Raw genomic sequence first — 21,882 nt, 5'->3', positions numbered from 1 at the left:
GCATATGCCCGGGCGCGGCGGGAAGGCCGCCCGGGGCCCCGCTTGGCGCCTCCGTGGTGGCTGCCGCGGGGCGAGCCCGGAGGCTTTGGTCTCCGGGCTTCTTGCTGGGGCGGGGCTTCTTGCTGGGCGCGCCAGAGCCGCAACGCTGCGCGCCGCGTCGGGTTCCCAAAATCAGCCCTCAAGTTTCCACATCCGAACGTGCATATGCGCACATAAAATCGGATGCGCGCCGGTTGATTGCGCCAAAATGCGCAATACGTTCCAGAAAGACAAGTACCAGAAAGACAAGTAATTGCCGGCCAACCGCCCAAAACAACCGAAAGAACAAAGGACAAGATGATGCCCCGCAAATACCAAATCGCCGTGATCGTGGGCAGCCTGCGCGCAGGTTCGCTTAACCGCAAATTGGCCAAGGCGATGGCCGCGCTTGCACCCGACACGCTGGCCTTCGATTTCGTCGAGATTGGCGATCTGGCGCTTTACAATCCCGATCTGGACACCGAAACCCCGCCCGCGCCCTGGACGCGCTTTCGTGCCGAAATCGCCAAGGCCGATGGGGTGATGTTCGTCACCCCCGAATACAACCGCGCGGTGCCCGCCGCGATGAAAAACGCGCTTGATGTTGGCTCGCGCCCCTATGGCGAAAACGTCTGGGCGGGTAAGCCGGGGTTGGTTGTGTCAGGCTCGGCGGGGGCGCTTGCGGGCTTTGGCGCGCATCACCACCTACGCCAATCGCTGGTGGTGCTGGATGTGCCGACCATGGCCCAGCCCGAAGCCTATATTGGCAACCTTGGCAGCCTGTTCGATGACACCGGCGCGCTGGCATCGGACGACAGCGCCGCATTTCTTGGCAAGATCATGCAGGCCTATGCGGCCTGGGTGGCGCGCCACGTCGATTGATCTTTCCAAGGGCGGCGCATCCGGTGCCGCCCTTTTCCATTTGTTGATTGGATATCCTCGCGCATGACCGAGCTCAGCACCGCCCCCGAAAGCTTCGCCCCCGAGACGCGCCAGCGCGACCTGCCCGTGATCTTGACGGGGCTGATGCTGGCGATGGTGCTGGCCGCGCTTGACCAAAGCATCGTCAACACCGCCCTGCCCGCCGTGGCCAGCGAGTTGGGCGGCATGGCGCATCTGTCTTGGGTGGTCACCGCCTTCATGCTCGCCTCGACCACGGCGACGCCGATCTTTGGGAAGCTGGGCGATATGTTCGGGCGGCGCAATCTGCTGCTTGGCTGTATCACGCTGTTCATCGCCGCCTCGGCGCTGTGTGGTCTGGCGCAAACGATGGAAGAATTGATCGCCTTTCGGCTGTTGCAAGGCATCGGCGGCGGCGGTCTGATGACGCTGACCCAAACCACCATTTCCGATGTGGTGGGGCCGCGTGAACGTCTACGCTATCAGGGGCTGTTCACCGGGGCCTTTGCCTTTGCCTCGATTGCCGGGCCGGTCTTGGGCGGGGCGCTGACCACGGCTTTGTCTTGGCGGTGGGTGTTTTACGTCAACATCCCCGTCGGCGCGATTGCTTTGACCTTGCTAGTGATCGGGCTGAAGCTGCCCGCGGTGGAACAGCGCCGCCACCAGATCGACTGGCTGGGCGCGCTGTTGCTGACCAGCGCGGCCACCGCGCTTTTGTTGTTGTTTTCGCTGGCCGGATCGGTGTTTCCCCGCCTGTCGCTGACCTCGGCGCTTTTGGCGGCGGGCGGCCTGATCGCGCTCGCGCTTTTCATCTGGCAAGAACGGCGCGCCCGCGAACCGATGGTCGATCTGTCCCTGTTCGCCCTGCCCGCCTTTCGCATCGGCACGCTGACCACCGGCGCGATGACCTTTGCGATGATGAGCGCGATGGTCTTTTTGCCGCTGTATCTGCAATTGGTGCTGGGGATGAGCGCGGCGCAATCGGGGCTGGTGATGTTGCCGCAAGTCGGGATGATGCTGCTCAGCTCGGTGCTGGGGGGACGGCTCTCGGCGCAGATCGGCAAGCCGAAACGCTTCTTGGTGGGCGGGATCATTCTTGAGGCGCTTGGCCTTGGCCTGTTGGCCACGCTGGCGCATGAACAGGCCGGGGTGATCCCGGTCTTGGCGGCGCTGGCGATTTTGGGCACCGGGATGGGCTCTGCCATGCCCAATGCCACGGTGATTGTGCAAAACGCTGTGCCGCATGGCAGCCTTGGCGTGGCCACGGCCAGCATGTCTTTCCTGCGCTCGCTGGGCGGGGCGCTTGGCGTTGCCGTTTCGGGCGGCGTGATGACCAGCCTTTTGGCGGCGAAACTAGCGGGGCTGGGCGGCGTCGATGCCAGTGCGATTGCAACCGGTGGCATGGCGGTGATCCGCACCCTGCCCGAGGCCGCGCAACTGCAAGTGGCCGAAGCCTTTCGCCAAGCGATTGCCGCAAGCTTCGCGATCGGCGGGGGCGTGATGGCGCTTGCACTGGTGCTGGCGCTGCGGCTGCGTGGCACCGATCTGACCAGCCCAACCGCCCCCGCACCCTAGACGGCTGCGCGGTGCGACGGAACCATGTCGCGCCCCCGTTTCACCCTTACCCCTTGCTTGAGCAGAGTTGCCATGACGCCCCTTCCCCCCGCTTCCGCCCGCACCCGCCGCGCCGTGGCCCGCCGCGCCTTAGCCGTGGTGCTTGCCCTTGCTCTGACAAGCCCCGCGCTGGCCCAAGACGGCCCGCCCGGCGGCGGCGGCGCCACGCAGGTCGGCGTGATGACGCTTGAAAAAAGCGATGTGCCCTATTCCGTCACTTTGCCCGGGCGCGCAGTCGCCTATGAACAGGTCGACATTCGCCCGCGCGTGGCGGGGGTGATTTCCGACATTCTTTACAAAGCGGGCCGCCCTGTGCAGGCGGGCGATCCGCTTTTTGCCATTGATGGCGACACTTACGCGGCGGACCTAAAGTCTGCGCAAGCGGCAGTGGATGGCGCGAAAGCGGCGCTCGAAGCGGCCGAGGCCACCTATGCACGCTATCGCAAGCTTGAGCGGACCTCGATCTCCACCGAAGACGTGGAGGCCGCAAGGGTCGCCGTAGCGCAGGCCGAGGCGACGCTGTCTTCGGCCGAGGCTGCGCGCGATATGGCGCAGTTGGATCTGGACCGCACGCAGATCACCTCGCCAATTTCCGGGGTGCCGGACCTGCCCGCCGTTTCCGTGGGCGCCATCGTCACCGCCAATCAGACCGAGGCGCTGACCACCGTGACCCGGCTTGACCCGATTTATGTCGATGTCGAGGAATCGAGCCGGCGCATGCTGGAACATCGCGCCATGTGGGAAGCGGGCACCTTGCGCCGTGCGGGCGAAGTGGATTTCACACTGACGCTGGAAACCGGCGCCACCTATGACCGCAAGGGCAGCTTCGTTTCGCCCTCGACCACGGTTTCTGCGACCACCGGCACCACCGAAATGCGGGTGCAATTCGACAACCCGGAACGCAAGATCCTGCCCGGCCAGTTTCTGCGCGTAGAAATCACTTTGGGGGCCACCCCGGCGATTTTGGTGCCGCAACGCGCCACTTCCCGCGCCAGCGACGGCACGCTGAGCGCCTTTGTCGCCGTGGAGGGGCGCGCCGAAAAGCGCACCCTGACCGAAACCGGCAGCTATCAAAACGCTTGGGTGGTGACCGCAGGCGTTGAGGCAGGCGATCTTTTGATCGTCGACGGGCTGACGAACCTGCAAGCGGGGGCCGAAGTCGCAACCGTGCCAGTGACAATCGATGCGCAGGGCGTGGTGCGCGACGTGACCAAGGCCGATACCCCCGCGACGGGGGAATGATCGATGGGCAACTTCTTTCTCAAACGCCCCGTTCTGGCTTGGGTGCTGGCGATCCTGACCATGCTTGCGGGCGCGGCCTCTTACACCCGGCTGCCGGTCGCGCAATATCCTGACATCGCCCCCACCACGGTGAGGATTTCCGCCAGCTATTCGGGGGCCACGGCAGATGCGGTGCTCAATTCCGTAACTAGGGTGATCGAAGAAGGGCTGACCGGGCTTGATGGCTTGCTGTACATGGAAAGCAGCTCGCGCGAGGGGTCTTCGCGCGTCACGCTGACCTTTGATGGATCAATCGATCCGGTCGATGCGCAAAACGATGTGCAGACCAAGGTCGCGCGGGTGACGAGCCGCCTGCCCAGTGCGGTGCAAAGTTCGGGGGTCACGGTCTCGCGTTCGGCCTCCGATATTTTGATGATCGGCGCGCTGGTCGATACGACCGGGCAATATACGACCTTGCAACTGGGCGATATCATGTCCGAGCAGGTCGAGGGCCAGATCGAACGGACCGAGGGCGTGGGCGGCGTCAACAGTTTTGGCTCGGGCTATGCGATGCGGATCTGGCTTGATCCGCTGGCGCTGGTGCGGTTTCAACTGACGCCTGCCGATGTGACCGCGGCGGTGCAGGCGCAAAACACCACCGTTTCTGTGGGCGCCTTGGGCAGCCAGCCCACGGTAGAAGGCCAGCAATTCACGGCCACGATCACCGCGCAAAGTCAGCTGACCTCGGTCGCGGATTTCGAACAGATCTTGCTCAAGACCGAAGCGGGCGGCGCGACGGTGCGGCTGGTCGATGTGGCGCGGGTGGAGATCGGGCAGGAAAGCTATGGCGGCGACAGCCTGTTTAGCGGCGCGCCCGCCTCTGGCTTTGGGGTGAATTTGGAAACCGGGGCGAATGCGGTCGATACCTCGCAAGCGGTGCGCGCCACGCTGGATCGGCTGGCCGCTGCCCTGCCCGAGGGGCTGGAATTCCGCATCGCCTATGACACCTCGCCCTTTGTCGAATTGTCGATCCAGCAGGTCGAACATACGCTATTGGAAGCGGTGGCACTGGTGGTGCTGGTGCTGATCGTATTCTTGCAAAGCTGGCGCGCCACGCTCATCCCGCTGATCACCGTGCCGGTGGTGCTTTTGGGCACGCTCGCCGTGCTTTACGCGGCGGGCTATTCGATCAACACGCTGACCATGTTCGCGATGGTGCTGGCGATCGGGCTTTTGGTCGATGATGCGATTGTTGTCGTTGAAAACGTCGAACGGCTGATGCGTGACGAACGGCTCAGCGCGCCCGAGGCCACGGCCAAAAGCATGGGGCAGATCACCGCCGCGCTGGTGGGGATCAACGTGGTTTTGGCCGCCGTATTCCTGCCAATGGCGTGTTTCCCCGGCTCCACCGGTGTGATTTACCGGCAGTTTTCGCTGACCATGGTCACCGCGATGGCGCTGTCGCTTCTGGTCGCCATCATCTTGTCGCCGCCGATGTCCGCGCGACTGTTGCGGCTGGGCGATGCCGAACCGCGTTTTGCGCCCGCGCGTTGGTTCAATGGCGCGCTGGAGCGGTTCACCGCCTTTTATGGCCGCGCCGTGGGCCAAAGCCTGCGCGCCCCGGTGTTGATGCTGGCGGCGCTGGCGCTGGTTTTGGCGGGCGCTTGGGCGGTCTATGAACGCATCACCTCGTCTTTCATCCCGACCGAGGATCAGGGCGTCTTGATGACGATCATCCAGCTTGACGATGGCGCGACCACGCAACAAACCCGTGCCGTACTGGAACAGGTCAACGACTACCTTTTGACCGAAGAGGCCGCGGGGGTGGAAAGCACCTTTGCCTCGCTCGGGTTTGGGTTTGGCGGCTCGGGGCAGAACCGCGCCATGGTCTTTGTGAAGCTAAAGGATTTTGACATCCGCGCGGGCGATGACCGGCTGAGTGCCGCCGCAATTGCCGGGCGCGCCAATGCCGCCTTTGCCCCCATTCGGGCCGGGCGCGTGTTTGTCACGCAACCGCCCGCGATCCGGGGCCTTGGCAATACCGGCGGCTTCAGCCTTTACCTGATCGACCAAGCCGGTCATGGGGTGGCGGCGCTGCAAGAGGCGGCGAAAACGCTGGAAACCCGCGCCAATGCCGATAATCGCCTGACCACCGTGCGCGTGGACGGGACCGAGACCGAAAGCGCGCTGCGCCTTGAGATCGATCAGCAAAAGCTTGAAAGCCTTGGGCTGAACCTGTCCGAAGTAAATGCGATGCTTTCGACGCTGTTTGCGGGCGACGAGGTGAATGATTTCGTGCTGGGGTCTTCGCTGCGGCCCGTCATCGTGCAGGCCGAGGCCACAGCGCGGATGCAGCCCGAAGATATCTTTGACTGGTATGCGCGCAATTCCGACGGCGAGATGGTGCCCTTTGCCGCTTTTGCCACCACAAGCTGGGAACCGGTGCCGCCGGAGCTAAGCCGCTATGGGGCGACCGCCGCGATCGAAGTGTCTGGCTCTGCCGCAAGCGGCGTTTCGACCGGCACCGCGATGGAGGCGATGCAGGACTTGGTCGACGGTCTTGAGGGCGGCTACGGGCTGGCCTGGACGGGGCTAAGCTACCAAGAACAGCAATCGGGCAGCCAAGCACCGCTTCTTTACGCGATCTCGGTTTTGGTCGTGTTCTTGGCGCTGGCCGCACTTTACGAGAGCTGGACCATTCCCTTTGCGGTGATGCTGGCGGTGCCGGTGGGCGTGTTGGGCGCGCTGGTGACGGCATGGCTCTTTGGGCAAAACAACGATGTCTATTTCAAGGTCGGCATGCTCACCACGATTGGCCTTGCCGCGCGCAATGCGATCTTGATCGTGGAATTTGCCGAAAGCCTGCGCCAGCAAGGCAGCGCGCTGAAAGATGCCGCGATTGAGGCCGCGCGCCTGCGGCTGCGCCCGATCTTGATGACCGCACTTGCCTTTATCTTGGGGGTGATGCCGCTGGCCACCGCTTCGGGCGCGGGGGCTGCGGCGCAAAATGCCATCGGCATCGGGGTGATTGGCGGCATGGTGGCCTCGACCTTCATCGGGCTGTTCATGGTGCCCGCCCTTTACGTGCTGATCATGTCTGCGGCGGGCCGGGTGTCGCGCGAACAGGCCTGACCCGCCCGGGCCGGTCGGGGCCGCGCGAGGTGGCCCCGACCGCGCCGCCCATCCAACCTCAAACCTCTTTCCGACGGGGCCGAAACGTATAGGTTCAAGGCAAAGCGCTTACCTTTCGCCCATTGCGCGCAACTTTCGTGCCTTTAGCCACGCGTTAAGCCACATTGATCGGTGTCAACGTTTGCTTAAGCATATAAGCTCTAGAACCTGATGATAGCATCCAAGCCGCGTTGGCTCGCCCCCGCCCCTTGGAAGAGGCACCACGTGGCTATGGAGGATCGCCATGGACGTCTCTCACACTGCGGACAGGTTCACCCCCCTGATCCGCTGGCTGGCGCTTATGGTGCTTGTCATCGTTTTATTGGGGGCGATGCATAATTTCATTCTTTCTGGCTATCTGCAAAGCGCCTCGCTGCATCCGCTTTCGGCCATCGGCTATGGGGTGGCCGCGCTGGGGTTGTGGCGGCGCCCCCACGCCCTTTTGACGCTGGCGCAGGGGGGGGGGTGCTGATCGCCGGGCAAAGGCTGATCGAGGCGGGCTTTCCCGCTTGGCCGGTGCTGGTCTCGCCCGAGATATTCTCTCATTGGGGGCTGGATCTTGGCTTTCACGGGACCTTTTCCACCGCAACGGCCCGGGCGCTCATGGTGCTCAATGGTGCGCTTTTGGCCGCGCGGATCTGCCCCCGGCTGGCGGTGGCGCTGGTGGTGCTGGGCTGGTTCACCGCCGCAGGCGCCTTGTTCAAATTCTCATTCAGCCTGTTCAACGAAGCGCTTGCGTTTTCTTTCTTTTCGCTGGCGGCCTATCTGGCCCTGCTGGTCGCGCTGGTGTTGCGCCATGCTTCGGTCGCCCCGTTTCGGATTTTTTTGGCCCCAAGCGAGCTGCGCCAGCCCTTCTTGGTCATGCTGACGACCATCATCGTCCTGCCCTTCTTGGCCGGGGCGCTGCTGTCGCATAAGGGCGAATTCAGCCAGCACCATCTGCACGATATGATCTTTGTTTTCACCCTGATGGACGATTTGCTTATGGCGGTCGTGCTTTACACCGGGGCCACACTCAGTGCACAGCGCCACCGGCTCGATCATGCGCTGCACCACGACCCGTTGACCGAGGCGCTGAACCGGCGCGGCCTGTTCGAGGCCATTGCCATCCGGCCCGAGCTGAACGGGTTGGTCCTGTTCGACATCGACCACTTCAAACGCATCAACGATACGCTGGGCCATCTGGAGGGCGATCGGGTTCTGCATGCCGTGGCCGATACGGTGCGCGCGCAACTGACACCGGGCGATGTATTCGCGCGCTGGGGCGGCGAAGAATTCCTTGTGCTGGTCGAGGGGGCCGATACGCCCACCCTTGCCGCCAAAAGCGAAACCCTGCGCCGCGCCATCAGCGAAATGGGCAGCCGCGAAGACGATGCGCGGCTGGCACGGGTCACCGCCTCTTTCGGCTATGGGCCGCGCGATCCGCTTGCCGGCGACCTTGCGCAAGCGCTGGCGCTTACCGATCAAGCCTTGCAACGCGCCAAGAAAGGCGGGCGCAATCGCTGCAACGCCGCCGTCGACTGGACCCCTACGGAAATAGGCTGGCGCCACGCCACCCCCTGATTGTGCCGCTGGTGCACCCCGATGTCACCAGCCCGTTGCGCGCGATCGATGCCACGACCGGCCACCCGATGCGCGGCGCCGCAGGTTAGGCCAGCGCGCAGCGCCCCGCGCCACCCAACTGCCCTAATGTCAGGCCTTGTCTGGCCCCGGCGGCGCCCTAGGTGCAGGGAAATCGGCGGCGCTGCGCTGCAGCGCCAGCCCCTTGCAAGGACGCCACTGCCATGACTGCCCCCACCCCGATCATCACCCGCCAACGCTTTGAGGTGAAACGGCGCAAGCTTACCGTGCTTGCGCGCGAAGAGATCAGCCCGCAGATGCTGCGGCTGGTGCTGGGCGGGCCGGAGCTGGTGGGCTTTGCCTCGCCCGGCTCTGATGATCACATCAAGCTTTTCGTGCCCGATGGCGCGGGCGGGCAAGCGATGCGCGATTACACGCCGCGCGCCTATGACCCTAAGCGCGGCACATTGACTGTGGATTTCGCGCTCCATGAGGCCGGGCCCGCCACCGCTTGGGCGCGCGGGGCACAGATCGGCGATCCGGCTGAAATCGGCGGGCCGCGCGGCGCGCAATTGATCGACGGGCCCATCGCGCGCTGGTTGCTGATCGGCGATGAAACCGCCCTGCCCGCGATTGCCCGACGGATCGAGGAATTGGCCCTGGGCACCCCGGTCACCAGCCTTGTCGCGGTGCAAGGCCCCGCCGAGGAACAAAAGATCACCAGCCAGGCCGAACATGTCGCGCTTTGGGTGCATCGCACCGATCCGACCGATGCAAGCGGGCTTTTAGCAGCGCTTGCGCGGATCGCCCTGCCCGAACAAACCTTTGTCTGGATTGCCGCCGAAGCCGGGGTGGCCAAGGCGCTGCGCGCCGCCCTGACGGAACGGGGGCATCCCACCGCTTGGCTGAAAGCGGCGGGCTACTGGGTCGCGGGCGCGGCGGATCGGTCTGAAAAAGAGCTGTAACCGCAAAATGGCAAAGGCCCGGGCCCCTTGCCCGGGCCCTTGCCCGTGAAAATCATGCCTGCGATGCGTTGCGGCCCGGTCAGGCCGCGTTGGGCGTGAACACGAAAGAGCGCATCGAAACCGAGCCAAGCTCGATCGCATCCGTCATGAAATGCAGATCATCCTTGCCATCCGCCGCCCCGGCCACCGTCAGCGCGGGCAGATAATGGTCGATGGACGGGTGCGATTGGGTCAGAAGCGTGCCCAGTTTCGCCCGGTCGGACAAGGTGGCCAGATCGCGCTCTTGCAGTTTGTTGGCAAAGAGCGTGTCGAACTCGACCGCGAAATCTTGCGGCTTGCCGCCCATCCGCATGGCGCGCAAATTGTGCACGATATTGCCCGAGCCGATGATCAGCACCCCCCGGTTGCGCAATTGTGCAAGCGTGCGCCCGATTTCCAGCTGATGCGCCAGCCCGCGGGTCATATCGACCGAGACTTGGAACACCGGCACATCGGCCTTGGGGTAAAGGAATTTCAGCACCGTCCAGGCGCCGTGATCCAGCCCCCAAGTGTCATCTTCGGCGGCGTGATGGCTGGCCAGAAGCGTGGTGACTTCGCGCGCCAGATCGGGCGCCCCATGGGCGGGGTAGTTTTGATCGTAAAGCGCCTGCGGGAAGCCATAGAAATCATGGATCGTGCGCGGCACGTCGGACACATCGACCAGCGTTGTGCCTTGCGTCATCCAATGCGCCGAAACCACCAAGATCGCTTGCGGACGCGGCAGGTTCTGGCCCAGTTCTGTCCAAGCCCGTGAAAAGGCGGTGTCCTCGATTGCGTTCATCGGGCTGCCGTGACCCAAGAAAACAAGCGGCATCCGGGCCGAGCTTTTCAGGCCGTCGCGCAGATGGGTAAGCGTGGTGGGGGCGATCATGTCAAACTCCTTTGAAACGGGGCCGCGGCACGCGCGGCCCCGGCTCATTGATGGGAAAGGTTAGGCGAACGCCCCAAGACGGCGTTCCAGCGCGGGCAGCCGCAGCGCGAAAGCGCCCGCCCCCAAAAGGCCGATGGCCGCTTGCGCCACCGCCCAGAACAGCGGGTATTCCCAGCCGCCGCCCGCATTCGAAAAGCTCCAGCCATTGCCGCCATGCGCCCAGGTCGCGCCCAGAAGCACCGCCACCAGCGGGATCGAGATCAGTCGCACGCCCACGCCAAGGATCAGCGCAAGCCCGCCGCCGATTTCGGCCAGCATCGTCAGATAGCCCAGCACCCCGGGCAGCCCAAGGCTTTCAAAAAAGGCCGCCGTGCCGGCCGGCGTGAACACCAAAAGCTTGGTCAGGCCATGGGCCAAAAACAGCGCACCAGAGGAAACGCGCAGGGCAAAGGCGGCGGTGTCGTGGGTCGAAAGGGTCATGTGTGTCTCCCGTGAATTGGTCATGGGCTCTATTTGGGGCTTGCCGACCTTCAAGAAAATGGCGATTTTGTGGAATGATCTTCGCCTATATGTTCGCAATGCCATGGACCTGATCGACGAATTGCGCGCCTTCGTGGCGACCGCCCAGACCGGCTCTTTCACCGCCGCCGCCGATCAGATGGGGGTGTCGAACCGGCTGACCTCGAAATATGTCGCGGCGCTTGAGGCGCGGCTGGGCGTGCGGCTGTTGCAACGCACCACACGCCGGGTTGGGCTGACACCTGCCGGGGCGGATTTGCTGGCGCGCGCGCCCGGTCTGCTGGATGATCTGGACGAATTGATCACCGAAGTGGCCGAGGGCTCGCGCGGGTTTACCGGGCTGATCCGGCTGTCGGCCCCCGTCACCTTTGGCGAAATTTGGGTCGCGCCGATGCTGGCGCGGTTTGGCGCCGCGCATCCGGGGCTGGCGTTCGATTTGCGGCTGACCGACCGATTTGTCGATCTGGCCTCGGAGGGGATCGATCTGGCGTTTCGGATCGGCCGGTCAGAGATGCAATCGCTCAAACAGCGCAAGCTGGGCGCGCTGCGCTCGCTGGTCGTGGCCAGCCCCGACTATCTGGCGCAGCATGGCCCCCCCGCACATCCCGCCGATCTGGCGCAACATGCCTGCATTCTGGACACCAACCGCCGCGCCCCGCGACGCTGGGTCTTTGTGCGCGACGGGGCAGAAACCGTGGTCGAGATCAGCGGGCGCTATCAGGTGAATTCGGCCCGCGCGGCGGCGGAACTGGCGGCGGCGGGGCATGGCCTTGCCTATGTGCCGCGCCTTGCGCTGCACGAGGCGCTGGCGCAGGGGCGTCTGGTGCCGGTGCTAAACGAGTATACAAGCGAAAGTGGCGTGCTCAGCGCGGTTTGGCTGGAAGGCCGCGCCCTGCCCCGCAAGCTGCGCGCGCTGATCGATTTCGCGCAAGAGGATCTGCGCGGCACCGGGATTTTGTGACCCCGCTCAGGCGCCAACCGCATCCAGACAGCGGGTCACCAACCCCCGATAGCCCGCCCCGAACAGCCGAAAATGCACCAGCGCCGGGAACAGTTGATAAATCGCGCGGCGGATCTCGGCCCCCGGGGGCAGCGCCCCGTAGGCCGCCCAAAAGGCAGGCGCAGGGCGGCCAAACAGCGACAGCATCGCCAAATCGACCTCGGCATCGCCATAATAACTGGCCGGATCGATCAGCCCGGTGACCTGCGGCCCATTGGCCATGATATTGCCCACCCAAAGATCGCCATGCAGCAAGGCCGCCGGGGGCGTGGCGGGCAAAAGCTCTGGCAGCCGCCGTGCCAACCCCTCGACCCGGCAGGCAAGCTCTGCCGGAAGGTCGGGCAAAAACGGCAGCAAGCGTCGCATCCCCCAAAAGGAAGGCCAATCGTCGAGCGGCGCATTGCGAATTTCAACCGCGCCAAAAGCATAATCACAAGACCAGCCATAATGCGGCCCGGTCGCGGCATGAAGCTGTGCCAAGACCGTGCCCAGATGCGCCCAAGCCGCCCCCAGTCCGGTATCGGCCCCAAGGTCTTGCAACACCAAAAGCCCCGGCTGCGCCGCCAAGACCGCAGGTGCGGGCGCGCCCGCCGCAGCCAGCGCTTGCAGCATGGCCGCTTCGGTCTCGGCCTGCGGGGCGGATTTGGCGACCACGGGCGCCCCGCTCTCGGGCACCAGTCGCACCACCACCGACAAATCGCCCCCATGCAGGGCCATGACCTGACAGGGGCCCAGATCAAGGGCGGTGATCGCATGCGCGGCAAGGGGATGCATGGCAAAAGCCTAGACCCGGCTCAGCCCAACATCAAGCAGGGCCGCAGCGGCACAGGTGCGACACGGCGCGCCCTGTGAAGAACGCGCCGCAAGATTTTGAAAGATTTTGTTTTTACACCAAGGCGGATCAGGAGGCCGCGCGCTGATCCCGGTCCGGGTCCCCCAGATCGTCCAAACCGTCTTCCTCCCCAGCATCGGGCGCTTCATCGGGCACAGCGGTCACCGGATAGCGCTGCACCTGCGCCATTTCATTGGCTTGGGCAATGCGGAACACCGCGCTGAGCGCGCGCAGGCTTTGCGCCTCGGCCAAAAGTCCCTGCGTCGCGGCCGAATTTTCCTCGAACATGGCGGCATTGTGCTGGGTCACCTGATCCAGCTGGTTCACCGCCGCCGTCACCTCGGTGATCCCGGCGGATTGTTCCGTGGCAGCGCTGGCGATGGCTTCCAAAAGCCCATCAAGCTGGCCCACCAAATCCTCGATCTGGCCCAAGGCCGTGTCGGATTGCGAGGCCAGTTGCACCCCGGAATTGACCTGCCGGGCCGAAGTTTCGATCAATTCGGCAATCTCTTTCGCCGCTTCGGAAGACCGCTGTGCCAGCGCGCGCACTTCAGACGCGACAACGGCAAAGCCGCGCCCGCTTTCGCCCGCCCGTGCGGCCTCCACCCCGGCATTAAGCGCCAAAAGATTGGTCTGGAAGGCGATATCGTCGATCACCGAGGTGATGCGGGTGATCTGTTCGGAACTGCGCGCGATATCGTTCATCGCCTGCAGCGTCTGGCGCACCACATCGCGCCCGGTGGCGGTGGTTTCGCGCGTCTGGCCAACGGCCTTGGCGGCCTCTTGCGCGCCCGCGACCGATTGCGTGACCGACGAAGCCATTTCGTTCATCGCCGCGGCGGTTTCCTCCAGCGAGGCCGCCTGCGTTTCGGTGCGCCGCCCCAGTTCCGAAGAGGCAGTATTGAGGCTGCCCGCCTCGGTTTCCACCACCCCGCTCGATTGCACGATCGAGGCCAGAAGCTCGGCCATCCGGTCCACCGCCTCGTTGAAATCGCGCCGCAACGCCTCGTAATCTTCGGGGAAGGTCGCGTTGATCTTGGCGGTCAGATCGCCGTTCGACATCGCGCGCAGCCCCTCCGCCAAGCTGGCCACGACCTGCTGCTGGATGCGCATCTGTTCGGCGCGCTCGGCCTCGGCGGCGTCGCGCAGGGCGCGCCGTTCGGCGGCGGCCTCTTCTTCGCGGGCCCGTTCGGCGCGTTCGCGCTCCAGCACTTCGGCCTGACGCGCGGTTTCCGCCTCATGCGCGGCCTGTTCGCGTTCGGCGGCGGCCTCTGCTTGGCGTTTTTCTTCTTCTTCCAGACGCGCCTTTTCAAGAAGCCCGTCGCGGAACACCAAAAGCGCACCGGTCATCGCCCCGATCTCGCCCGGCCCGGCCTGCATGCCATCGACCGCCGCCAGATCGCCCTGCGCCAATTGACGCGTGGCCTGCACCGAACGGCGCAATGGGCGCACGATCGTGCCCCAAGCAAGCCACGGCGCAGCCACCGCGATCAGGGCCGAAAGCGCCGCCACCGCCAGCATCGTCTGCATCGAGGCACCAGTGCGCGCACTGACCGAGGCCGATGCCGCCTCGATCCGTTGCAGCACGGCATGGGTCGCGGCGGCGGCGGCGGTGTCGATCATCGCCATCGTGTCACTGGCCTCGGAAAAGGCTGCATTCGCGGCAACGCGGGCTTGGATCGAGGCCAAATGCGCCGTCGGCAATACCGCGCCCGGATCGGTCAGAGTCAGCATCTCGCCCAGCGCTTTGCCCAGTTTTTCAGGCACAAGCGGCACCATCGCGGCCAGCCCCTCGCGCGCGCCGGAAACCGCCACGCTTTCGCGCGCGAAATCATCTTCGGTACGCGTCAGCGCCAGACGCAGCGTCGCCGAAACCATATCGCGCACCCGCGCCTCGACCCGCGCGGCGCGGATCAACGGCTCCACATCGCGCGACATCAGCGTGTTGATCGCCGCCGCGTTGGAGCGACCGGACTCGATGGCATTCACCGTCAGATCGAAGGCCAGATCGTCGGTCACCGCCGTCAGCGCGGTATCCAGCGTCTCGGTCATCTCTTGCAGATCGCGCCGCTGCCGCCCCATGGCGGTGCCCAGTTCAACGACCCGATGCGCGGCATCGGCCAAGGCTTCCAGATCGGCGCGCAGCGCAACAATCGGCGAAGCGTCACCGATGCGCATGATCTTGTCGCGCATCCGCGTTTCGGACGCGGCCACCCCTTCCAAGATCGCGCGGCGCGCCGCAGCATCAAGCCCGGGCGACATCGCCAAAACATTGCCGCGCAAAACGTTGATTTCGACGCGCAGCGCCAAAGCATCGCCCAAGGTGTTGAAATCGCGGTCGACCAATTGTTCAAGCGTGCGCGCGACCGAGTCCACCGCCGCCTCGCCGCCCATCACCATATCGAAATAGGCGTCATCGCTGACTTCAAGCAGCCGCTCGGACACTGTGTTATTGATGGCAAAAAGCTGTGTCACCGCCCGGTCGGTGCGCTCGGTCGCCTCGAACATGGCGCGCCGCGCCTCGATCAGCTTTGTAACGCTGGCCTTCGCGGTATTGACGGTGCTGCCCAGCATACCCAATTGCGGATCGCCGCTGCGCTTGATTTCCTCGCGCAGGGACGCGAAATGCTCGGTCGCGGCGGCATCGGGGCCATCCAGCGCGCCCGCCGTTTCCGCCGACAGGATATCGACCATATCCTTGCTAAGCCCCGCCGTTGCCTCGCCCAACCCCATGGTGGCCTGCAACACCGGCACATCGCCCTCGGCCAGATCGCGCACAACACGGTCGGTCGTGCGGAACACGTTAAGGCTGACCACGATCGCAACCGCCGTCATCGCCACCAAGGCCACAACGATTGCCACGATCTTTACGCCCACGCTAGCGAGCAGCTTCGATGCCTGCGGGATCATACCACTATCCTATCTGAAAAGGCTCCGGGCCTCGGGGCCCGAAGGAAGGGGGACCGGCGACGAATTAGCCGCCCGGGCTGACCTCACACGCGTCGCGCTTGACGGCATCGCCAATCGCGATGCGCGCAATCGTGCCTTCGGGCGAAATCTCGGTCAGGAACACTTCATCCAGCCCCTGATTGTCGCCGGGCCCGTAGTGCAGCACCAAACCGTCGATATCGACATCGCCCAGCCCCTGAAGCGCGGCCAGATAGCTTTCACGCGTCAGGTTCTTGCCCGCCGCTTGCAACCCGGCCAGCGCGAGCCGCCCCACAATATAACCCTCAAGCGACAGGAACCCGGGTTCGGCAGCCGCATCGACCGCCTTCAGCGCCTCGGTGTAGCGGGCCACGACCGGGACCGAAGGATCGGCCGGGAACGGCACCACCTGCGAGATCACGACCCCCGCGCCATCGGGCCCCAATTCCCCCACAAGCGCATCGGTGCCGACAAAGGAAATCGTTGCGAAATCGGGGTTGTAATCGATCTGGCGCGCCACACGGATAAACTCGGCCACCGGCTTGTAGGCGCCGACCATCACCACCGCCTCGGCCCCGGCGCGGCGAATATCCAAAAGCGCGGTTTTCACCGCCAAGGTGTTGCGCGTGTAGGCGCCGCGGGCGACCGGGGCCATGCCGCGCCGTTCCAGCGCCGCTTCGACGCCCTTCAACCCGACGCGCCCGAACCCGTCATCTTGATAAAGAATGCCGATCTTGCGATGGCCACGCGCATCGACCAAAAGCTCGATCCACTTTTCGGTTTCCGCGTCATAGGTGGCGCGCAGGTTCAGCACATTGCGCAAGCCCGGATCGCGCAGAAACCCCGCCCCGGTCACCGCGCCAAGAAAGGGCCAGCCCTCTTGCGTGGCCAAGGGCTGGGTCGCCGCAGAGGTCGGCGTGCCCACCGGGCCAATGAAGGCAATATGCGCATCGCCCGCGATCACCGCACGGGTCTGTTCCACCGATTTTGCCGGTTCATAGCCATCGTCAAACGCATCAAGACGGATCATCCGGCCCGCCACACCGCCTGCGCGATTGGCCTCTTCGAAGGCGGCGCGCAGCCCAAGGTTCATGCCGGTGCCCAGCGCACTGGCCGGTCCTTCAAGCGCGGCGACCTGCGCAAAATGGACCGCTTGCGCGCTGATGCCCTGCGGGGGCTGGCTTTGTGCCTGTGCACCCATCGGGCCCGCACACAGCGCGAAAACAGCCAAGATAGCTGCGAGTTTCATGCCGGTCTCCTGTCCTATTTGAAGATCAGGCTTCGCAGTAAAGACTTGCGATGACGTTAAGTACGCCCGGCTGCGGCAGCGATTCGACCGCGTTTCGGGCCTTATAAACCGGGTTTTCAGGGGCAAGGTTAGCCTAAGATGACCTAAAGTAACCCTTTTGCGGCAGGTCGAACCCGTCAAAAAGACAATGCGACCGCCCGCCGCATCTTGTGCCATTTTGCAAAAATGGGGCCGGATGCCGCGCTTGGGCGCGCGTTTCCGACCTTGTCACCGCGCGCCTTTGGGCGTCAAATCCCGCCCGAAAGACGAAGAGAGGGTGAGGCATGACTTCTTATCTTAAGACAACCCCGAATGCGGATGGTTTTTTTGGGGATTACGGCGGGGCCATGCTGCCGCCGCCGCTTGAGCCGCATTTCAAAGAAATCCGCGAGGCTTACGCCACCATTTCGAAATCCGCCGATTTCATTGCCGAGCTGCGCCAGATCCGCAAGAACTATCAAGGGCGGCCCACCCCCGTCTCTTATCTGAAGAACCTCTCAAAACTTTGCGGCGGCGCGCAGATTTACGCCAAGCGCGAAGATCTCAACCATACCGGGGCGCATAAGCTCAACCACTGCATGGCCGAAGGGCTTTTGGCCAAGTTCATGGGCAAGACAAAGCTGATGGCGGAAACCGGCGCGGGCCAGCATGGCGTGGCGCTGGCCACCGCAGCGGCCTATTTCGGCATGGAATGCGAAATCCATATGGGCGAGATCGACATCGCCAAAGAAGCGCCGAACGTCACCCGGATGAAGCTTTTGGGCGCCAAGGTCGTGCCGGTGAGCTTTGGCGGGCGCTCGCTCAAAGAGGCGGTGGATAGCTGTTTCCAAAGCTATATCGCGCAAGCCGATACCGCGCTCTTTGCCATTGGCTCGGTCGTGGGGCCGCATCCGTTCCCGATGATGGTGCGCAATTTCCAACATGTGGTGGGCATCGAGGCGCGCGATCAGTTCTTGGAAATGACCGGCGACTTGCCCGATATGGTCGCGGCCTGTGTGGGCGGCGGTTCCAACGCGATGGGCATGTTCTCTGGCTTCATCGATGATGCGTGCGTCAGCCTTTACGGGGTGGAACCGCTGGGCACATCGTCGAACCTTGGCGATCACGCCGCCACCATCAGCTTTGGCGCGGATGGCGATATTCACGGCTTCCGCACGCTGGTGCTGACCGATGAAAACGGCGAGCCCGCGCCGGTGCATACCGTCGCTTCGGGGCTTGATTACCCCGGCGTTGGCCCCGAACACGCGCATCTGCACAAGACGGGCCGGGTGAATTACACCACCGCCGATGACAAAGAAGCGCTGAAGGCATTCTATGCGCTGTCGCGCCATGAAGGGATCATCCCGGCGCTGGAAAGCGCGCATGCGGTGGCCTTTGCGATGCGCGAAGCGGGCAACAACCCGGGCAAGTCGATCCTGATCAACCTGTCGGGGCGCGGCGATAAAGACATCGACTATGTCACCGAAACCTATGGCTTTGGCGAAGATCTTTGATCCCAGTCGCCCAGCGTAAAAACAAAAAGGCCCCCGCCGATGCGGGGGCCTTTGATGGTGGGCGGTCGCGTTACGCCTTGCCGCTATAAACCGGGAAGACGCTGGCATCGCCATAATCTTTCGCGGTGATCGCCTTGAGCGCCTCCATATCCGCCTCCGAGATTTCGAAATCCACCTCGGCATTCGATTTCATATGCGCCGGATTGCCGGTTTTCGGCAGCGCAAGGCAATCGAGTTGCAAGATGTAGCGGATGCACAGTTGCGGGATCGTGACGCCGTATTTCTCGGCAATCGCGCCGATCTCGGGATTGTCGAGGATCTTGCCATGCGCAATCGGCGAATAGGCTTCGATCAGCAGACCTTTGGATTGCGTGTAGTCGATCAGCTCAAAGGGCGTGTTGCCAACATGCGCCAAAACCTGGTTGATCATCGGCTTAACGGTGGCATTTTCTAAAAGGTTATCAAGGTCTTGTTTCTGGAAGTTGGACACGCCGATGGCGCGCAGCTTGCCCGCTTCCAGCGCCTCTTCCAGCGCTTTCCACGCCGCAAGGTTGCCCTCAAAGAAGCGATCGTCCGCCGCCCATTCGCCCCAAGGCTGCGGGCTGTGAATGATCATCAGGTCGATATACTCCAGCCCCATCGTGTCCAGCGAGCCTTGGATCGCGGCCTTGGCGCCCTCGTAATCCTTGATCTCGGCGGCCAGTTTGGTTTGCACGAAAATCTCTTCGCGCGGCAGGCCGCAGGTCCGCACGCCTTCGCCCACGCCGCGTTCGTTGCCATAGGCCTGCGCGGTGTCGATGTGACGATAGCCGATCTCGATCGCGGCTTTCACCGCGTCGGCGGCCTTCTCATCCTCGATCATCCACGTGCCCAGCGCGAGCTTGGGGATCGCAACACCATTGGGCAGGGTCATCGTTTCTTTCAGCATCTTTTCATCTCCATGGTCGTGCACCTCCGGGCCGTGCCCGGACAGGCGCCGCAGCGCCCTCTGCACGGGATATAGGGCGCAAAGCCGAATGGGATAATTGCGCGCTGGCGGCAATAACTCATGAGTCCAATTCATCAATAGAACACTCAGGCAGAGGGACGATGCCAAAGGCCCGTGCCTGTGACGCCAAGACACGGCGCCTATCTTAAAAAAAGGCGAAGGCGCGCCAGCTTCGCCAGCGCGCCCCCTTTCAGCATGGGGCCAGACACCCCCTGTGGACCAACACCATGCAAACCGCCGCGGCGTCTATCGCCGGGGCTTCACGCCTACCCCAAGTCCCGCAAAGCCCCTGCGAATTGGCGCGTCACACAGCGGCAAAGCGCCGCCATCACAACGCGCCAACCGCCGTCAGCGACGCCGTCACGGCGATTTCCCAAGCGTCGTGGCCCAGATCATTGGCGTGAATATCGTCCCGGCGGAGTTGCGTCGGGACAACGTCATTATTGATGTCCGCCGCGTCTTGCGCCGTTGGTGTCAGACCCAGATCCGTCAGGGCATCGTCGATCAGATAGCGCCGAATATCGCAAAAACTGTTCGGCAGGCGCGTCTCGGCATATGCCTTGATCCCGGCATTCGCGGCTTCAATGATCTGCCAGCGCGCCCCGTCGCGTTCCTCGCCGCTTGTCGATCCGTTCGGGAGACCGATGTAGATAAATTTCGCCCCTGCCGGAACCGCGTCGATCATCTCTTGTGCCGTGGCGATGATCTGCGCGGCGGTCTGGCCCGCGCCGATGCTGTTATAGCCTCCCTCCAGAATATAGGCAGCCTCGGGGTGTTCGGTCACATGCTGCGCAATATCGCGTTGCAGCCGCGCATTGATCTGGTCTGCGGTTTCGCCGCCGATGCCATTGTTCCAAAACCATCGTTCTTGCGCCCTCGACATCTGCGCCCCCCAATTGGCCGCGACCGAAGAGGCCCCCGTCCCGGCAAGCAGGCTGTCCCCGTAACCGATGATCGGGCGACGCGCGACGATATTGGTCCCCACGGTGGTGATTGCGCCCCCCGTGCCTCGGTTGGTGGACCAAGTGGATGGACCAAGCTCTTTGCGCGCCGAAAGATATACCAACGGCGCCGTCCCCGTTACACGACTGCCATCTTGGCCCGGATCAACGGCCTGTCCGTGCCGGTAGACGCTGTCCAGAACCGACCCATCGGCCCAATCCGGGGCTTCGCCATACCAGACCATAAATTCCGAGAGAAAGCCGTTCAGATAGGCGTAGTTTGCAGCATGAATGCCGATACCGGCGATCCCGCCTTTGTAGATCGAAAAGGCGTTGCCCGTGTCCGTGAGCACGATCACCGTTTCTTCGACCCCATTGCGCCAGATACGCCCGGTGCGCGCGCCTGCGGGGGCATTGACATCCCACGCAATCGCCCAATGCGCAGGGGCACGCCCTGCTTTTTGCGTGGAGGTTGAGGTGAACACAAACCGATCGCCACCATTTGAAAGCGCGACCCGAAGACGATTGTTACCGTCGCGCGAAATCACGATCTTGTCCCCTTCCACATGGAAAATGTAGCGATTTGACCCATCGTCAAACAGGGTCTCCAACCAAAACGACGCCCCGCCAGCACTGGCCGGACCGGGACCGGCCAACCCCGCTGACTTCCAGTGGTTATCCGCCGAACACAGCACCCTGCCGGGGCCAAAGCCTTGGATTGCGCGCCATGCCGTGGTGTCAAAAAAGCGACGGTTTGCCATTATAGATCCTCCATCAAATACGCGCCGTCTGCGTCGGTGAGATAGGCTCCATCCGCGTCCAGCAAAAACGTGGCCCCCGCAGGCGCGGTTGGCGCCGCCCCCAAGGCGGCGTCCATGCCAAGAAGCCCCAACCCGCCCATGCCAAGTCCAAGCATCACACACCCCCAGTCAGATCGGTGGCGGTGGTGCCGGTGGCCAAGATGCGCTTAGCCCAAAGCGAATACGGCCCCACAGGCAGGGGGCCGGTGGTATAGGTCTGGCCATCGCGGGCATGAACATAAGCAATCGTGCCCGCGCTGCCGCCAATGATCACCTGCCGCACCGGCTTTGGCAGGTCGGCGTCATCAGTGGGGGTGATCGGAAAATGCCCCAAGGCGGGGCCGGTCACGCCGGGGCTGTGATGTTCGAACAGATCAGTCATGGATGTGTCCCTTGCTGTGAGGGGCCAAGTCTGGGGAAAAAGGCACGCCAAGGCGTAAACCGCGCGGGCGGTCCACGACCTCTTGCGCCAAAGCGCCCAAGGCCATCCCCCCCGCCCCCACGGCTAGGGGCGAAATAGCGCCGGTCAGGGCAGTGTAACCGGGCGCAAAATTGGTGATCCCATCGCACAAACGCGCCGCCAAACCCGGCAACATTTCGGAAATTTTTGCCAATGTACCATAAGCTTGCACACCCAGATGATTCGGGGGCGATGTGGCCCTCGAATAAATATATTATTTCAATGCCTTGCGAGACCACAGCTTTCACCCGCAAGGCATAAGCATGCACAGTTG

The 21,882-nt window shown here is 63.6% G+C and carries 18 protein-coding genes; 9 read left to right on the top strand and 9 right to left on the bottom strand.

The window, feature by feature from the left end:
* Positions 1-339 precede the first annotated feature (339 nt).
* The 7 genes from CKO11_RS15710 (at position 340) to CKO11_RS15680 (ending at position 9,449) form a co-directional block, all read left to right on the top strand.
* Positions 340-900: an NADPH-dependent FMN reductase gene (locus CKO11_RS15710; RefSeq protein ID WP_223640877.1), complete on the top strand. Its 561-nt coding sequence runs from the start codon at positions 340-342 to the stop codon at positions 898-900.
* A 63-nt stretch (positions 901-963) separates the two neighbouring features.
* Positions 964-2,493 carry an MDR family MFS transporter gene (locus CKO11_RS15705; protein ID WP_223640875.1) on the top strand — a complete coding sequence of 510 codons (1,530 nt, stop codon included), beginning with the start codon at positions 964-966 and terminating at the stop codon, positions 2,491-2,493.
* Positions 2,494-2,565: 72 nt separating this feature from the next.
* Positions 2,566-3,774 (top strand): efflux RND transporter periplasmic adaptor subunit, encoded by a 1,209-nt coding sequence (locus tag CKO11_RS15700; protein WP_223640873.1) that lies wholly within the window; start codon positions 2,566-2,568, stop codon positions 3,772-3,774.
* Positions 3,775-3,777: 3 nt separating this feature from the next.
* A complete protein-coding gene (locus tag CKO11_RS15695) occupies positions 3,778-6,885 on the top strand; it encodes an efflux RND transporter permease subunit (protein ID WP_223640871.1) in 3,108 nt (1,035 codons plus the stop codon).
* Between the two features lie 283 nt (positions 6,886-7,168).
* Positions 7,169-7,396 carry a hypothetical protein gene (locus CKO11_RS15690; RefSeq protein ID WP_223640869.1) on the top strand — a complete coding sequence of 76 codons (228 nt, stop codon included), beginning with the start codon at positions 7,169-7,171 and terminating at the stop codon, positions 7,394-7,396.
* The gene (locus tag CKO11_RS15685) at positions 7,390-8,487 is read left to right on the top strand and encodes a sensor domain-containing diguanylate cyclase (protein WP_223640868.1); all 1,098 of its coding nucleotides are present in this window, start codon (positions 7,390-7,392) and stop codon (positions 8,485-8,487) included. The genes CKO11_RS15690 and CKO11_RS15685 overlap by 7 nt, the downstream gene beginning before the upstream one ends.
* 221 nt (positions 8,488-8,708) lie before the next feature.
* Complete coding sequence (locus CKO11_RS15680) at positions 8,709-9,449, top strand: siderophore-interacting protein (RefSeq protein ID WP_223640866.1); 741 nt, start codon at positions 8,709-8,711, stop codon at positions 9,447-9,449.
* Between the two features lie 79 nt (positions 9,450-9,528).
* Here the strand turns inward: CKO11_RS15680 and ygiD are convergent, their stop codons facing one another.
* Entirely contained in the window at positions 9,529-10,359 is an 831-nt protein-coding gene (gene ygiD, locus CKO11_RS15675) for a 4,5-DOPA dioxygenase extradiol (RefSeq protein WP_223640864.1), read from the bottom strand.
* A gap of 60 nt (positions 10,360-10,419) precedes the next feature.
* Entirely contained in the window at positions 10,420-10,839 is a 420-nt protein-coding gene (locus CKO11_RS15670; protein WP_223640861.1) for a DoxX family protein, read from the bottom strand.
* Positions 10,840-10,942: 103 nt separating this feature from the next.
* Here CKO11_RS15670 and CKO11_RS15665 point away from each other — a divergent pair, with 103 nt between their 5' ends.
* Positions 10,943-11,839, top strand: a complete 897-nt coding sequence (locus CKO11_RS15665) for a LysR family transcriptional regulator (RefSeq protein ID WP_223640897.1) — start codon at positions 10,943-10,945, stop codon at positions 11,837-11,839.
* A 6-nt stretch (positions 11,840-11,845) separates the two neighbouring features.
* Here the strand turns inward: CKO11_RS15665 and CKO11_RS15660 are convergent, their stop codons facing one another.
* The 3 genes from CKO11_RS15660 to CKO11_RS15650 all read right to left on the bottom strand — a co-directional run bounded on the left by CKO11_RS15660 (position 11,846) and on the right by CKO11_RS15650 (position 16,887).
* Positions 11,846-12,652: a fructosamine kinase family protein gene (locus CKO11_RS15660; RefSeq protein ID WP_223640859.1), complete on the bottom strand. Its 807-nt coding sequence runs from the start codon at positions 12,650-12,652 to the stop codon at positions 11,846-11,848.
* A gap of 127 nt (positions 12,653-12,779) precedes the next feature.
* The gene (locus tag CKO11_RS15655) at positions 12,780-15,620 is read right to left on the bottom strand and encodes a methyl-accepting chemotaxis protein (protein WP_223640856.1); all 2,841 of its coding nucleotides are present in this window, start codon (positions 15,618-15,620) and stop codon (positions 12,780-12,782) included.
* A gap of 64 nt (positions 15,621-15,684) precedes the next feature.
* Entirely contained in the window at positions 15,685-16,887 is a 1,203-nt protein-coding gene (locus CKO11_RS15650) for an ABC transporter substrate-binding protein (RefSeq protein ID WP_223640853.1), read from the bottom strand.
* 323 nt (positions 16,888-17,210) lie between these two features.
* Between CKO11_RS15650 and trpB the strand changes: the two genes are divergently transcribed.
* On the top strand, positions 17,211-18,419 hold the full coding sequence (gene trpB, locus CKO11_RS15645; protein ID WP_223640850.1) for a tryptophan synthase subunit beta: 1,209 nt from the start codon (positions 17,211-17,213) through the stop codon (positions 18,417-18,419).
* A gap of 70 nt (positions 18,420-18,489) precedes the next feature.
* On the opposite strand, the gene CKO11_RS15640 is transcribed toward trpB, so the two are convergent.
* The 4 genes from CKO11_RS15640 to CKO11_RS15625 form a co-directional block, all read right to left on the bottom strand.
* Positions 18,490-19,347, bottom strand: coding sequence for an aldo/keto reductase (locus CKO11_RS15640; protein WP_223640847.1), 858 nt, complete (start codon positions 19,345-19,347; stop codon positions 18,490-18,492).
* A 388-nt stretch (positions 19,348-19,735) separates the two neighbouring features.
* Complete coding sequence (locus CKO11_RS15635) at positions 19,736-21,109, bottom strand: GDSL-type esterase/lipase family protein (protein ID WP_223640845.1); 1,374 nt, start codon at positions 21,107-21,109, stop codon at positions 19,736-19,738.
* Positions 21,109-21,264, bottom strand: coding sequence for a hypothetical protein (locus CKO11_RS15630; RefSeq protein WP_223640843.1), 156 nt, complete (start codon positions 21,262-21,264; stop codon positions 21,109-21,111). The genes CKO11_RS15635 and CKO11_RS15630 overlap by 1 nt, the downstream gene beginning before the upstream one ends.
* Positions 21,264-21,530, bottom strand: a complete 267-nt coding sequence (locus tag CKO11_RS15625) for a hypothetical protein (protein WP_223640841.1) — start codon at positions 21,528-21,530, stop codon at positions 21,264-21,266. The genes CKO11_RS15630 and CKO11_RS15625 overlap by 1 nt, the downstream gene beginning before the upstream one ends.
* Positions 21,531-21,882 lie beyond the last annotated feature (352 nt).

It is taken from the genome of Rhodobacter sp. TJ_12 (assembly GCF_020023995.1).
Lineage (GTDB): Bacteria > Pseudomonadota > Alphaproteobacteria > Rhodobacterales > Rhodobacteraceae > Rhodobacter.
The sequence above is the reverse complement of the archived record's forward strand: the minus strand, read 5'-3'. Positions and strand labels throughout refer to the sequence as shown.